Here is a 14,735-nt window from a genome sequence, read left to right as displayed (position 1 = left end):
GGGGCCCTGCGGACGCCCGCGCCCCCCTGCGGCCCCGGGCCCGCGTCGTCGCCCCGTACGCTCTCCCGCCCCCGCGCTCCCTGCCCCCGCTCAGGGTGCGTCCCCTCCCCCGTCCGGCCCCACCCCCGCCCGGCGCCTTGCCCCCTCGCCCGGTGCTCGCTATGCCCGAGTGAGCATGGCGCTCTTCGGATCATCGGACGGGCGCCCCGTGGGCCGCTCCGACCCGGACCGGTCCCGAGGACGGGAGTGGCGGTATGGCGCAGGAGACGACGGGCGGGGGGCTGCCCGGGCGGCGGGCCGTGATCGCGGCCGGGGTGTTCGGGACGGCGGCGGGGGCGCTCGGGGGTCCCGCGGCGTGGGCGGCGCACGCCGGTCGCAGCCGTACCGCCCCGGCCACCGCCTACCCGGTCGATCCCCTCGCCGACCAGCGGCTCCTCTCCCGTATGACGCCCGAGGAGAAGGTCGGCCAGCTCTTCGTCATGCGCTTCCACGGGGACTCGGCGACCGCGCCCTCGGCCGCCGACGCGCAGGCGAACCGCGAGGACATCGGGGTCGCGACGGCCGCCGAGATGATCGCCCGCTACCACCTCGGCGGCGTCCTCTACTTCGGCTGGGCGGGCAACATCCGCTCGCCCCGGCAGGTCGCCGCGCTCTCGAACGAGGTGCAGCGCGCCGGGCTCGGGCTGCGGGTCCCCGTACCGCTGCTCGTCTCGATCGACCAGGAGCACGGGGCCGTCCAGCGGATCGGCCCTCCGGCCACGCAACTGCCCGGCGCGATGGGGCTCGGCGCCGCCGCGCTGGGCGCGGGCGGTACGAGCGTGGGCGCGCGCGAGGCCGCCGCGCTCGCGGGCCTGGAGCTGGCGGCGCTCGGGGTGCGGCAGGACTGGGCGCCCGACGCGGACGTCAACGTCAATCCCGCGAACCCCGTCATCGGCGTGCGCTCCTTCGGCTCCGACCCGCGGGCCGTCGCACGCCTCGTCGCGGCGCAGGTGCGCGGCTACCAGGAGGACGCCGGGATCTCCGCCGCCGTCAAGCACTTCCCCGGGCACGGCGACACCGCGACCGACTCGCACGTCGGCTTCCCCACGATCTCCCACACGCGCGCACAGTGGGACACGCTGGACGCGCCCCCGTTCCGCGCCGCGATCGCCGCCGGGGCGGATGTCGTGATGACGGGTCACCTCGCCTTCCCCGCGCTCGACCCGAGCGGCGACCCGGCCACGCTCTCGCACGCCGTCGTCACGGGCGTCCTGCGCGGCGAACTCGGTTACGAGGGGGTCGTCACGACCGACTCGCTGCGCATGGAGGGCGTGCGGACGAAGTACGGCGACGACCGCGTGCCCGTCCTCGCGCTCCGCGCGGGCGTCGATCTCCTCCTCGACCCGCCCGACCTCGGCCTCGCGCACCGCGCCGTGCTCGCCGCACTGCGCTCGGGCGAGCTGACCGAGGACCGTGTCGACGCCTCGGTACTGCGCGTCCTCGCGCTGAAGCGGCGGCGCGGGCTGCTCGCGCGGCCGTACGTGGACGAGGCGGCCGTCGAGCGGCGCGTCGGCACCCCCGCGCACCGCGCGCTCGCCGACCGGCTCGCGGAGCGGGGCACGACCCTCGTCGTCAACGACGGGACGCTGCCGCTGCGCGCCGACGCGGGCCGCCTGCTCGTCCTCGGCGTCGATCCGGCCTCGGCCTCGGGCAGCGACGGGCCCGCGACGCGCGTCCTCGCGCGCGCCCTGGAAGCGGAGGGCTTCCGCGTCACGCGCCGCGCGACGGGCCCCGCGCCCGAGGCCGCGACGCGTGACGCGGCCGTCGCCGCCGCGCGCCGCGCGCACACCGTCGTCGTCGCGACGTACGGCCTGGACACGGACCCCGAACAGCGCTCCCTGCTCGCCGCGCTCGTCGCGACGGGCGTGCCCGTCGTCGCGGTCGCGCTGCGCAACCCGTACGACGCGGCGCACCTGCCGGACGGCGTGCGCGCGCTGCTCGCGGCGTACGGGTGGAGCGACGTGGAGGTGGGCGCGGCGGCACGGGTCCTGACGGGGCGTGCGCGGCCGCACGGACGGCTCCCGGTGCCGGTGACGCGCGCCGACGCGCCGGAGCGGACGCTGTACGCGGTGGGACGGGGGCTCTCGTACGAGTGAGGTCCGGCGGGCGGCTGACTGCGGTCGGGCCGGGGGCGGGGCCGGGTGCGGGCCGGTAGGGGCGGGGCGCGTGACGCCCCGCCCCCTACTCGTAGCGTGCCCAGGGTCCTACGGCCGCAGCCTGGGCTCCTCGGCCGGGGCCTTGTCGAGCCGCGCGAGCGGAGCCGCCGCCTGCGTGGCCGGGTCCACGCCCGCCCAGTCGAGCACGCGCGCCGTGGCGAGTTCGCGTGCGCCGGGTACGAGGCCCGCGATGTTCGCGCCGTGGTTGGCGCCGGGCGCGGTCATGACGTACGCGTCCCGCGAGCCCTCGCCGACCCGGAAGCGCTCCGCGCCCCAGGGGTCGTTCTCGCCGTAGACGAAGAGCATGTGCCGCGCGTGGTGGCGCACCCAGTGGTCGACGTCCGGGATCGCGCGCCGGTCGAAGCGCATCGGGATCTCGCGGGGCACGAAGTTGCGCGGCGGCTGGTAGCCGTAGCGGGTCAGGCCCTTGAGGTGCGGGAGGGAGATGGTGGGGGCGCCGAGCTGCGTACCGGCCTGGTAGTAGTACGGCGTGTACGGGGCGAGCCCCTGGTCGGTGTAGAAGGACCAGCCGGAGATCGCGTCGACGTAGGCGTACAGGTCCTCGTCGCTCACGGTCCTCGCGTCGGGCACGTCGGCGCAGTCCGCCTCCCCCGAGTACTGCCAGAAGCCCCACACGAGGTCGAGGACGACGGCCTCGTACGCCTTGTCGAGCGTGCCGACCGTGTCGAAGGACCAGCCCTCGCTCTTCGCCTGCTCCGCGTACTTCTTCTCCAGCGGCTTGCGGCGGATCAGGGCCTCGCGCTGCACGGCGTCGAGCGCGTCGCGGCACTCGGCCGTGCCGACCTGCTCGAAGAAGCGGTCGTAGGCGGAGTCCTCGGCGTTGTTCACGTCGTTGGGCGCGACGTAGGCGACGACGCCGTCCATGTCGCGCGGGTAGTAGCGCTCGTAGTACGTGGCGGTCATGCCGCCCTTGGAGCCGCCGGTGGCGAGCCAGTTCCGCCCGTAGACCTTCTTGAGGGCCCGGTAGACGCGGTGCTGGTCGCTCGCGGCCTGCCAGATGTCGAGCTTGGACCAGTCGGCGGGCTGGGGGCGCGAGGGCGTGAAGTACCGGTACTCGACGGAGACCTGGTTGCCGTCGACGAGCCGGGTCGGCTCGGAGCGGCTCGCGCTGGTGGAGACGTCGTAGCCGCTCGTGTACATGACGGTGGGGCGGCTCGTGTCCTTGTGCAGGACGGTGAGGCGCTGCGTGAAGCTGCCGCGCGAGGGGTGGCGGTGGTCGACCGGCTGGCGGTAGGCGAGCACGAAGTAGCGGTAGCCGCTGACGGGCTTCTCCTCGATCAGGCTCATGCCGGGGATCGAGAGGAGGCGTTCCTTGATGTCGCGGGTGTCGGGGGCGGCGGGGCCCCCGCCCGGCGAGGTCGCGGGGGCGGCGCTCGCGCTCCCGGGGCTCGCGAGGGCGGCGGGCCGGGGTGCCGCCGTGGCCGTACCTGCTATGCCGGCGGTGAGGGTGCCTGCGACGAGGGTCGCGAGGAGGGCTCTCAGCGTCTGTGCGCGCACGGGGCTCCTTTGTCCGGGTGGGGGCCGGGGGCCGCCGGTGGGTGACCGGGGCCCCGGGTGACCGGGTGACGGGTTGTCGGCTCGTGTGCTGGAACGTAGCGGATGAGGTGACGGGCGGCCAGATGGTCGCGGCCGGGCGGGGGCGAGATGATATGACCGGCGCGTCACGTTTCGTACGCTTCCCGCCGTAGGTGAAGGTGTCGGCGATGAGCACCCCCACCGCCCTCGCCACCGTCGCCTCGTCACCTCGTGCCGCCGCGCGCCGTTCCCCCTCGGCGCTGGCGCTCGTGGCACTGGCCTACGGACTCGTCCAACTGGCCGCCGTGGTCCCCTGGCTGGGCCTCGGCTGGGACGAGTCCGTCTACGTGTCCCAGACCGACCCCCACCACCCCGCCGCCTACTTCTCGGCCCCGCGCTCGCGCGGCGTGACCTACCTGACGGCCCCCCTGACCTGGCTGACGAACAACCCGCACGCGGTCCACCTCTGGCTGGCACTGCTGTCGACGGCCTGCCTGTACGGCGCCTTCGCGGCGTGGCGCCCCCTGCTGGGCGCGGGGCGCTGCGCACTGGCGGCGGGTTTGTTCGCCTCCCTGTGGACGGCGCTGCTGTACGGGCCCCAGGCGATGCCGAACCTGTGGGTGGCGCTGGGAGCGGTGGCGGCGACGGGGTGGCTGCTGCGGGGGGCGAAGGCGGCCGGTGCGGGGGTGGTCGGTGCGGGGGTGGTCGGTGCGGGGGTGGTCGGTGCGGGGGCGGAGGTGGCGGGCGGGGCTTCGGATGGGGCTCGGACCGGGGCGCCCGAGGGGGCCCTTGAGGGGCGCGGGCCCGGCGCGGCGCCCTCCGTCCGGGCCTGGTGCGGGGTCGCTCTCGCGGTCGCCGGGGTGACTCTGCTCCGCCTGCCGGACGGGTGCTGGCTCGCGTTGCCGCTCGGGCTCGCGTGTCTGCTGCACCGGCCGTTGCGGCGGGCCGCGCCCATGGCGGCGGTGGCCGGCGGTGTCGTGGCGGGCGCGGTGCCGTGGGTCGTGGAGGCGTACGGGCGCTGGGGCGGGATCGGGGAACGCCTACGGGTCTCCAGCGACGTGCAGGGCGAGATGGGGCTGCGCTGGGCGGGCGGCGACGCCTGGCTCAGCGTCAACGGGCCGCTGCTGTGCCGCCCGTGCGACATCGCCCCGTACCAGCCGTGGCTCACCTGGTGGTGGCTGCTCCTGCCGGCACTGGCACTGGTGTGCGCGGTACGGGGGCGGTACGGCACGGGGCGGACGGCGCGACGGATCACGGTATGGCTCCCGCTCGCCTGCGCGCTCGCGCTGAGCCTCCCGTACCTCCTGACCCTCGGCTACTCGGCCCCCCGCTTCTTCCTCCCCGCCTACGCGCTCCTCGCGCCGCCCCTCGCGACGACCGCCCTCGACGCGGCACGGGGCCGCCGCCCGTACCTCGTGGCGCTGTGCGCGGGGCTCGCGCTGTACGGGGCCTCGCAGACCACCGGCTTCTGGCGCAACCTCATGGGCGCCCGCCACACGACCCACCGCTACGAAACGGTGGCGGCCCACCTGCACCGGGCCGGCATCCGTCCCCCGTGCCTGATCACCGGCGCCCAGACCCCGCCGATCTCCTACGCGGCCGGCTGCGCCTCGGGCAACCTGGCAGGCAACAACAAGAACCTCACCCACGCCGCCCTCCACACCCGCACCACCCAGATCCCGGTCGCGGCCATCACCGCCGCACACGCCACCCCCCCGCCCTACGCCCGCACCTGGCACCCGCTGCCACTGCCGGGGACGGGTTTGCGGGCGTGGGTGGCGCCGAGGAGCTGAGCATCACGGCGGAGACACATCGGCACTGGAAGGAGCCTGGGGCAGAAGCGCTCCTCGTCTCGGTGGCCGCCACGGTCGGCCTGCTCGTCAGCCTCCACGGTGGCGCACTGCGGGAACGGCACCGTGCGCGATGCCCTCCCGTACCCGGCGGGAGCCGTGCAGGAGACGCACGAGAAGATGCTGACGGCGCCTCGAACGGACTGCGCGTCTGGTCGCTGCGCCTCGACGGGGACAAGCACGCCGCGACCGGATACCGGCTCCCCCCGGGCCTCCGGGTTCGCCTCGCCTGCACCTCACGATCGACGGCACCGACTACGGGCGGGTCGTACCCGAGCGAGGGACCGACGTCGTCGACGGCTATGTCGAAGTGCCCCGCTCCACCCCACGCTGGGCCCCATGCTCTGTCGTAACCTCTGGCCGGGGCCGCTGACCTGCAAAAAGGACGCTCCCAAACCGTCGGTGACCCTACACACGAGCGGGCGCTGGCGGGGCGTCGGCGCCGTGCTCGCCACCGCCGCGCATGCTCCCGTACGGGAGCACTGGAGCGCCTCGCCGACGAGGCCATCGACGTCGAGATCTACGCGGTGCGCGTGCCCAGAAGCGGCGACTCCGGGCCTGTCCCCGGCAGCCGCGTACACGCCACGGAACATCTCGCGTTCGGGCGATCAGCGAACGCGCCCCCGAAGGGTTCGGGCACGCGGCCTCGTATGCCCCCAGCCGTCGCCGCGAACGGCCAGACCGTCCAGGCACCGGGATACCGCGCTCGCCAGGGCATCAAGCCGCCGCGTCGGCGAAGCCCCGGGGGCGACGGCGTACGGGCGCGCGGGCGACAAAGGTGGGCACTTCTTGCCTTTATCCCGGTGAATATTCCTGTGACTCATGTCTCCCGATGCAGCCGCACCTTCCCATCCTTCCCGCAGGCCGCATCTGCCTTGCAATGCAAGGCGGATGACCCGCTAGGCCCTTTATTTGCCGCCCGACAACCTTCGTAATTCATGGGAACACGCTGCGTGCGCAGGGTCACCGTGTGTGGGAATTATCGGAAAGGTGTTCCTTTCGTGAAGCTCTCGGGCTGACGATGCGTGAGCGCACCAGCGCGGTGCGCTTCGTTCATGTGGGGGACACGCATGTCTTCATCCGGCGTCCGTAGACGCTCGGTTCAGGTGGGGATCGCGACGGCTGTGGTGTCGGCGGTGGCGGTGTGGGGGATGCCGGCGGCGTACGCGGCGGCTCCTGACATGCCGTCGCAGTTGGTGGCGCTGACGGAGAGTGTGACGCCGTATGTGACGGCGAAGGTGGTGGCGCCGTCGGGGAGCGGGAAGGTGACGGCGAAGTTCTACGCCGGCACCTACGCGGCCAATGGTGACAACGACCTCGCGGACGGGAAGGAGGTGACGGTCGGTTCGGGTGAGGTGGCGCGGCTGAAGCTGCCGGACATGCGGATCGGGACGCAGTTCCAGTGGCAGGTCAAGGCGTGCGTCGACGACGACTGCTCGGACCTCTCCCCGCTCCAGTCCGCCCGGGTGAGCCCGATGGCGGGCGCGGGGGAGCGCCCCGGTGCGACGCGCTTGCAGTTCTCGACCGGGGACTCGACGGCCGCGCAGGTCGATGTCGGCTCCGGCAATCTCCTGGTCAACGCTTCCGGGCTGAGCCTGCCCGGTATCAGCGGTGACGTGGGCCTGGGCGCGGCGTACAACAGTGCGGCGATCGGCACGGACGCGACGTCGGCGAAGTCACCGCTGGGCTACGGGTGGCGGCTGACTCCGTACGAGGTCGAGCTAAAGGTCCGTGGGGACGGCTCGGTCACCTACTACGGGCAGGGCGGGATCACCGGCCTGTTCGTGAAGTCCGGCAGCGGGTTCACGACGCCGGGCGGCTTCAAGGCCGACCTGAAGAAGAACGACGACGGCACCTACACCCTCACCGACCACGGCTCCCAGTCGAAGCAGACCTTCACCAGCACGGGCAAGCTGACGAAGATCACCGACCGCAACGACAACGCCACCACGCTCTCGTGGAACGGCGACCTGCCCGACACGATCGTCACCACCCGCGGCTCGAAGACGCAGCGCACAGCCGTGTACGCCTCGGCCAACGGGCGGGTCACGACGCTGGCGCAGACCGCCTCCGGCGGCAAGAAGCGCTCCGTCACCTACACCGTCGACGGCACCGGCGACCTCGTCTCGATCAAGGACACCCTGGGGCGTACGACGAGTTTCACGTACAGCGGCCACAAGTTGACCTCGGTCACCAACCCGGGGGGCGGGGTGACGCGCTTCGAGGTCGGCGCGATCGGCACCACGAAGATCACCCAGGAGAACAAGGCCCCCGGCTCGCCCGGAGATTCGGTGACCCGCCTGTCGTACGGGGACCCGGACAAGACGCTGATGGCCTCCCCGAACACGGACCAGTCCAAGGACATCACGGCTGTCCCGCACACGACCTACGAGCTGACCGACAACCACTCGGCGCGGGTGGCGAAGGCGACGGACGCGGAGGGCCGGGAGCGCTCGAAGACGTACACGGCGAACTTCGACACCGCCTCCTCGACGGACGGTTCGGGCGCGAGCGCGGGCACGACGACGAACACTTTCGGCGCCAACGACGGCGAATCGCTCACCAAGTCCGAGGGGGCGGACGGCTCCACGTTCTCCGCCGCGTACGGGAACACGGCAGCGGGCTCGAAGTACTCGCCCTCGGAGTCGACGGACGGCCAGTCGAACAAGTCCGCCTACTCCTACAACGGCGCCGGGAACCTGGCCTCCTCGTCGAACGCGGAGGCGGCCGAGGCGAAGGTCGACTACAACGACGACGGCACCGTCAAGACCAGCACCGACCCCGGCAACAACACCGATACCTCGTACACGTACAACAGCGACAAGCAACTGACGAAGGTCGACCCGGCCGGCGGCTCGCTCAAGTCGCAGTCGTACACCTACGACGCATGGGGGCGCCTGGCCACCGCGACGGACGGCCGGGGCATCACGACCACGACCACGTACGACGACGCCGACCGCGTGGCGAAGGTCGACTACAGCGACTCGACTCCGGACGTCACCTACACCTACGACGCCTTCGGGCGGACCAAGACGCGCACCGATGGGACCGGGACGGTCACCTACGGGTACGACGACCTCGGCGCGATGACCTCGCGGACCGCGACCTCGGGCGGGGGCACGCTGTCGTACACGTACGACAAGAACGGCAACCGCCTCACCACCACCGACGCGCGCGGCACCACCCAATACACGTACGACCAGGCGGACAAGCTCACCCAGGCGATCACGGACGCCCCGTCGACGAAGACGAAGATCGGGTTCAGCTACGACGATCGCGGTCGTCGCACGGACACGTACTACGGCACCAACGACGCGAAGACGATCTTCAAGGCGCACGTGCACCAGGACTACGACAAGTCCGGCCGCATCAGCCGCGTCTGGGCCGACCAGGGCCCCGCGACCGACACCACCCGCCAGTTCGACGCCACCTACTGCCGCAGCCTCGGCTCCACCTCATCCTGCTCCACCGACAAGGCCGACAACACCGGCCTCATCCAGTGGAGTAAGGACAACCTGAGCGGCAAGACCACCAAGTACACGTACGACAAGGCGAATCGCCTGACGAAGGTCGCGACGGACGGGGGTGGCACGACGTACACCTACACGTACGACGCCCGCGGCAACCGCAAATCCTCCTCCGACGGCAGCACCGACCTGTCCCTGGCCTTCGACGCTGCCAACCAGATCACCAGCGACGGCTACACCTACGACGCCCAGGGCAACCAGACCAAGACCGCCAAGCTGTCCACGGTCACCTACGACGCCGCCAACCGCATGACCGGCGCCAAGACCACCAAGGGCACCAGCAGCTACACCTACGCCGGGCAGGACGCCACCGAACTCGTCTCCCAGACCAGCGACGAGGGCGAGAAGACCACTTACGTCTACGGCGCCCCCGACCAGTACGGCATGCCCGTCATCGAACAGGTCAAGCTGAAGGAGGGAACGGCGTACATCGACCACGACCCCACCACCGGCCAGCCCCTCTCCCTCCGGACAACCAACGGGTACGAGGCGTACTACATCGTCGACGGCATCGGAAACCCGGTGCAGTTCATCAACCAGTCCACGGTCCAGTCCACGATCTACGACTACGACCCCTACGGCACCGTCCAGACGACAAAGGAAACCGGCACCGCAGGAGTCCAGAACCCCTACCGCTTCGTCGGCGGCACCTACGACAAAACCACCGGCTACGTGAAATACGGCCAACGCTGGTACGACCCCACCACTGGCCGCTTCACCACACAAGACAAACTCAGCTTCCTCGCCAATCCCGGCGAAGGAAATCGGTACGCTTACGCGGGTAGCAACCCGGTGAACGCGTCGGACCCCACGGGTCTTAGCACTAAAAGTTGCGTAAAAGCATCAGCTATTGCGGTGGCCGGCGGCTTGGCTCTGGCCTCCAGCAGCGGCCTTGCAGCTGCCGGGGGTGGAGTGGCTTCATCCGTCTCGACTTGGAACGTCTGGGATGAATGCCCGAAACCAATGCGGGGCGTGGGTGCGAGTTCCAGTTTCTGGAAGAAGATGGCGACACCGATTTGGGATCTACTCTGATGGACGCGAAAGCACGGATAGCTCTCCTCGCTCTCGCAGGTATTATTTTCCTCGCGGTGTTGATTTTCTCGCTCATCTCCGCAGACGTCTTGTGGGCAGTGGTGAGCGGCCTGATGTCGGCACTGATAGGTGGTGAACTCGTGCGCCTCTACAGGAGTAAGCCGGAGAGACGGGAGAAATAGCCTTCGTTTGCTAAGGAGAGATGCCGGTGACTTCTATCCGCGCGCTCCTCATGGCGCTCGCACTCTTCTTCCTCACGTATCCGTTTGCGCCCAATAGGGTGGGATTCGATTGGGGGGCGCCTATCCTTCTGCTGGTTCTGTGGGCGATGGCGTGTGGCGTGTTGGCTCTTGGAATTGATCATTCCGCAGAGCGCTGGATGGAAAAGCGCAGGCGCTAACTCCTGGAAGCACTCGAGTTGCGAGAGAAGGGCACCCTGCTCCGTAAAGGAGAGGGTGCCCTTTCCCTTTCGGGATGGTCCCTGGGCGCTGCTATTCGACCCGCCACCGACACCACCCGCCAGTTCGACGCCACCTACTGCCGCAGCCTCGGCTCCACCTCATCCTGCTCGACCGACAAGGCCGACAACACCGACCTGATCCAGTGGAGTAAGGACAACCTGAGCGGCAAGACCACCAAGTACACGTACGACAAGGCGAACCGGCTGACGAAGGTCGCGACGGACGGGGGTGGCAAGACGTACACCTACACGTACGACGCCCGCGGCAACCGCAAGACTTCTTCCGACGGCAGCGCGGATCAGTCCCTGGCCTTCGACACCGCTAACCAGATCACCAGCGACGGCTACACGTACGACGCCCAGGGCAACCAGACCAAGGCCGCCAAGCTCTCCATCGTCACCTACGACGGCACCAACCGCATGGTCAGCGCCAAGACCAGCACGGGCACCAGCAGATACACCTACGCCGGCGAGGACGCCAACGAACTGGTCTCCCAGACCAGCGACGAGGGCGAGAAGACCAGCTACGTCTACGGTGCCCCCGACCAGTACGGCATGCCCGTCATCGAGCAAGTGCAGTTGAAGGAGGGGACGGCGCACATCGACCACGACCCCACCACCGGCCAGCCCCTCGCCCTGCGCACGACGAACGGGTACGAGGCGTACTACATCGTCGACGGCATCGGAAACCCGGTCCAGTTCATCAACCAGTCCACGGTCCAGTCCACGATCTACGACTACGACCCCTACGGCACCGTCCAGACGACAAAGGAAACCGGCACCGCTGGCACCCAGAACCCCTACCGCTTCGTCGTCGGCACCTACGACAAAACCACCGGCTACGTGAAGTTCGGCCAACGCTGGTACGGCCCCACCACCGGCCGCTTCACCACCCAGGACAAACTCAGCTTCCTCGGTGACCCGGCGCGCGGAAATCGCTACGCCTATGCGGGCGGCGACCCCATCAACAACAGCGATCCCACGGCCAGTATTCGCTCGATGACTTCAAATCTGATGTCGGGTTCGTTGGCTCGACTGCAACGTTCGGCGGAATTGCTGGTGGTTTTGCAGATTCTGTAGTCCCGGTAGTCGGAACTGGTGTGGGGACCGTCGCAGGTGGCGTTGCGGGGATTGCATTCGATGTAGGACTTCTCGTAGGAGAAGCGCTAGGAAGCTAGGGCTCATCCGAGCGTTCGCGATTTGATCGGTCGACTTCGGGGCGGCATTAAATGCCGCCCCGAAGCCAAATTACACCAGAGGGGAAAATGAACAGAAATCTACTCCTAACCCTGATCGTTGTAGCGGTTCTCTTCAGTGCAGCCGGAATCCTTGTCGACCTGGCAGGGATTTCGCACGTAACAGCACTGATCGTCTTCGCTGTCATCGTTGGCCCATTGCTGTATCTCATATTCAGGGTCATCCAGCGCGACAAGAGCTCATGATGCGACTGTGATTCGTGCGAGCATCGTGCTTGCGGTCATGGCGGGGGTCAAGAGCCCCCTCCACCATCTCTGCAGACTTCCTGTGGGCAGTGGTGAGCGGCCGGTCCGACGCCCCTGGCCTGGAAACGAGGACCGAATGAACTGGCGTTTCCGTGGCGTGGATCGCTTTCTCTGCAAAGAAGAATCGGTAGAGTTAACACTGCACACTCGAATTCCACATCATCGGATTCCCTTCCATTTTCTGCTGGCCGGATATGGCATACTCCTAACGGATCGACGAGTTATAGTGTTCGAATATTCTCGAACATTTGGCTTTATTGATGGTGTCGCCTGGGAGGCTGATAGGAGTGGGTGCGAAGCCTCTTACGAACAGGGGGCGGTCAGGATCACCAGACCTGGGCGAGGTTTCATGAATGGCCAGAGATTGCTGGCGTCACCTCTTCGGCTAAATGATGCGAAGAGTTTGGTGAGGAAGATCTCCGAGTGAGTTGGGCTGTTCGGACGCTACCCGCTCCACTCGCGATGTCGCCTTCGAGCTGGGCGGGAAGATAGGCAAGGGAGACCGGAGGTGACGTACAGCGCCGACAAAGTGCTCGGCGACCTGACGACGAGGGAGCGCGCGGCCGTGGAGTCGATCCGGGCCGCTCTGGAGGAGGACCCGGTCCCGGGTCGCGCGCGCCGCCTGCCGGACGCGGACCCGCGCAGCCAGTCCTACGGCGTCGACCTGCTCCCCGAGCAGACTGGCCGGCGGGGCATCACCCTCGTCTACCGCCACGACCCCCAGCTCGACGCGATCCTCGTTCTGTGGCTGATCGTCGGCCCCTGACCGGTACAGCTTCCTCGCCAACGCCGCCCGCGGAAACCGTTACGCATACGCAGGCGACAACCCTGTTAACAACATCGATCCCCGCCGGTCAGGACTATTCATGGTCGATTGGCGCAGAGGTTTGTTTTCTCGGCTGCATCGGGGGCGGTTATGCGCAGAACCACGATGAGAGTGATGGCGGAGGGTACTTCCAGGCGGGGTGCTGTGGATTCGGCGGAGGATTCAGCGTGGACCTCAACAGCGGTAGCGTCGATTCAGGGTGGTATGGGAATGTCAATGCAGTCTTGGGTGACGCGGAGCTGGATTTGTCGGATACAGGGGGCTTTTCATGGGGCGGGGGCGCTGGACTGAGCTCCCCAGGTCTCGAATTCGGGCACCGCTGGCTTTTCTAGTCGCCAGCACGCACGCCCTGCCTGAAAGTCGCTGCGGGAGGCCATTCGCTGGCCTCCCGCAGCGTGACCTCAAACGTCAGAAAAATAATATGAAAGATGGATCAACTTGTCCAGCAATATGATCGGCGGGATAGTCATCTTCGCTATTGGATTTATCGCCGCGCGCGGCGCTAAAAAATTCGCGAAGATAAATTCCCGAATCTTTGAATCTATGACCGGGCGCAAGCAGAGTGAAGTACCCTTTACTTTCCTGTCCTGGTCTTATCGGGGAATCGCCATACTAATGTGCGTCGGGGCTGTTTTTCTGTTTTTCCAGTGAGGTCAACTTTACCCTCCTGAATGCAGCGCGAATGTGGAGCATACGTGGTGAACGAAGAAGTGTACGGTCTAGCGGCAGTGAACTCAAACAGTTCGAATACCCCCGGGTGGGTAATCGGCATAATCCTGGTGCTCATCGTGGTGGCCGCCGCAGCTTACCTTGTGAAGCGATTCAAAAAATAGGAAAGAATAAGACAAATCGATGAGCCGATGGATTTCTCGCCCGAAAACGCAGTAGCGCGGGCATGCACCACTCCGCAGCCTCGGCCCGACTCCTAACAACGAGGGGTCGGCCCGAGGGCCTCCTGCGAAATCCGGCATTTGCGGCGGCAGGTGCATGGCACGGGGCCCAGCAGAGCGGTGCGCGGCCTCGTCTGGGTCGTCAAGCGGTCGGGCCAGACCTCCGCCTCCTCGCACCGCTCGGCCGCAGTGGGACGGCTGGTGCGCTCGCCCGCCAGGTAGTTACGCCGGCACAGACGCCAACGAGAGCTCGTCTCCCAGACCAGCGACGAGGGCGAGAAGACCGGTTACGTCCACGGTGCCCCCGACCAGTACGGCATGCCCGTCATCGAGCAAGTGCAGTTGAAGGAGGGGACGGCGTACATCGACCACGACCCCACCACCGGCCAGCCCCTCTCGCTCCGGACGACCAACGGGTACGAGGCGTACTAGATCGTGGACGGCATCGGGAACCCGGTCCAGTTCATCAACCAGTCCACCGTGCAGTCCACGATCTACGACTACGACCCCTACGGCACCGTCCAGACAACGAAGGAAACCGGCACGGCGGGCGTTCAGAACCCCTACCGCTTCGTGGGTGGCACCTACGACAAGACGACGGGCTACGTGAAGTTCGGCCAGCGCTGGTACGACCCCACCACCGGCCGCTTCACCACCCAGGGCAAACTCAGCTTCCTCGCCGACCCCGCCCGCGGAAACTCTACGCATACGCGGGTGGCGACCCCATTAGCAACGTGGACCAGCTAGGCATGAGTTTATGGAGCGGCCTCAAGAAGGTTGTCCATAATTTAATGAGCTTCGCGGTCACAGGTGCGATCGCGGACAGCGTAACCTTGAGGCCGGGTGCATAGCAGGGACAGCCGTTGGCGGTTTCGGTGGAGCATTGGCGGGCGCGGGAGGTGCACTTAATGACGAGG

General features: G+C 68.2%; 7 protein-coding genes. 6 read left to right on the top strand and 1 reads right to left on the bottom strand.

Features of this window, described 5'->3' with window-relative positions; all coding sequences use genetic code 11:
• The first annotated feature begins 254 nt into the window (after positions 1–254).
• Entirely contained in the window at positions 255–2,135 is a 1,881-nt protein-coding gene (locus tag ACIP4O_RS06700; protein ID WP_401572316.1) for a glycoside hydrolase family 3 protein, read from the top strand.
• A 108-nt stretch (positions 2,136–2,243) separates the two neighbouring features.
• Here the strand turns inward: ACIP4O_RS06700 and ACIP4O_RS06695 are convergent, their stop codons facing one another.
• Positions 2,244–3,698 (bottom strand): aminopeptidase, encoded by a 1,455-nt coding sequence (locus ACIP4O_RS06695; RefSeq protein WP_401573859.1) that lies wholly within the window; start codon positions 3,696–3,698, stop codon positions 2,244–2,246.
• A gap of 221 nt (positions 3,699–3,919) precedes the next feature.
• Between ACIP4O_RS06695 and ACIP4O_RS06690 the strand changes: the two genes are divergently transcribed.
• From ACIP4O_RS06690 to ACIP4O_RS06670, 5 genes are all read left to right on the top strand, one after another.
• Positions 3,920–5,524, top strand: coding sequence for a hypothetical protein (locus tag ACIP4O_RS06690; protein ID WP_401572313.1), 1,605 nt, complete (start codon positions 3,920–3,922; stop codon positions 5,522–5,524).
• Positions 5,525–6,687: 1,163 nt separating this feature from the next.
• Entirely contained in the window at positions 6,688–10,140 is a 3,453-nt protein-coding gene (locus tag ACIP4O_RS06685) for an RHS repeat-associated core domain-containing protein (RefSeq protein ID WP_401572310.1), read from the top strand.
• A gap of 418 nt (positions 10,141–10,558) precedes the next feature.
• Positions 10,559–11,680, top strand: a complete 1,122-nt coding sequence (locus tag ACIP4O_RS06680; RefSeq protein WP_401572307.1) for an RHS repeat-associated core domain-containing protein — start codon at positions 10,559–10,561, stop codon at positions 11,678–11,680.
• A gap of 930 nt (positions 11,681–12,610) precedes the next feature.
• Positions 12,611–12,868: a hypothetical protein gene (locus ACIP4O_RS06675; protein ID WP_401572304.1), complete on the top strand. Its 258-nt coding sequence runs from the start codon at positions 12,611–12,613 to the stop codon at positions 12,866–12,868.
• A 1,385-nt stretch (positions 12,869–14,253) separates the two neighbouring features.
• Positions 14,254–14,565 carry an RHS repeat-associated core domain-containing protein gene (locus ACIP4O_RS06670; RefSeq protein ID WP_401572301.1) on the top strand — a complete coding sequence of 104 codons (312 nt, stop codon included), beginning with the start codon at positions 14,254–14,256 and terminating at the stop codon, positions 14,563–14,565.
• Positions 14,566–14,735: the final 170 nt, after the last annotated feature.

This window comes from Streptomyces sp. NPDC088923 (genome assembly GCF_044749745.1).
Lineage (GTDB): Bacteria > Actinomycetota > Actinomycetes > Streptomycetales > Streptomycetaceae > Streptomyces.
Note: the sequence above shows the minus strand (reverse complement) of the source record. Positions and strands in the feature narration are given on the sequence as shown.

Bases quoted from the DNA above. Each gene is read 5' to 3' on its own strand.
- ACIP4O_RS06700 (WP_401572316.1), top strand. From the start codon at position 255: ATGGCGCAGGAGACGACGGGCGGGGGGCTGCCCGGGCGGCGGGCCGTG.
- ACIP4O_RS06690 (WP_401572313.1), top strand. From the start codon at position 3,920: ATGAGCACCCCCACCGCCCTCGCCACCGTCGCCTCGTCACCTCGTGCC.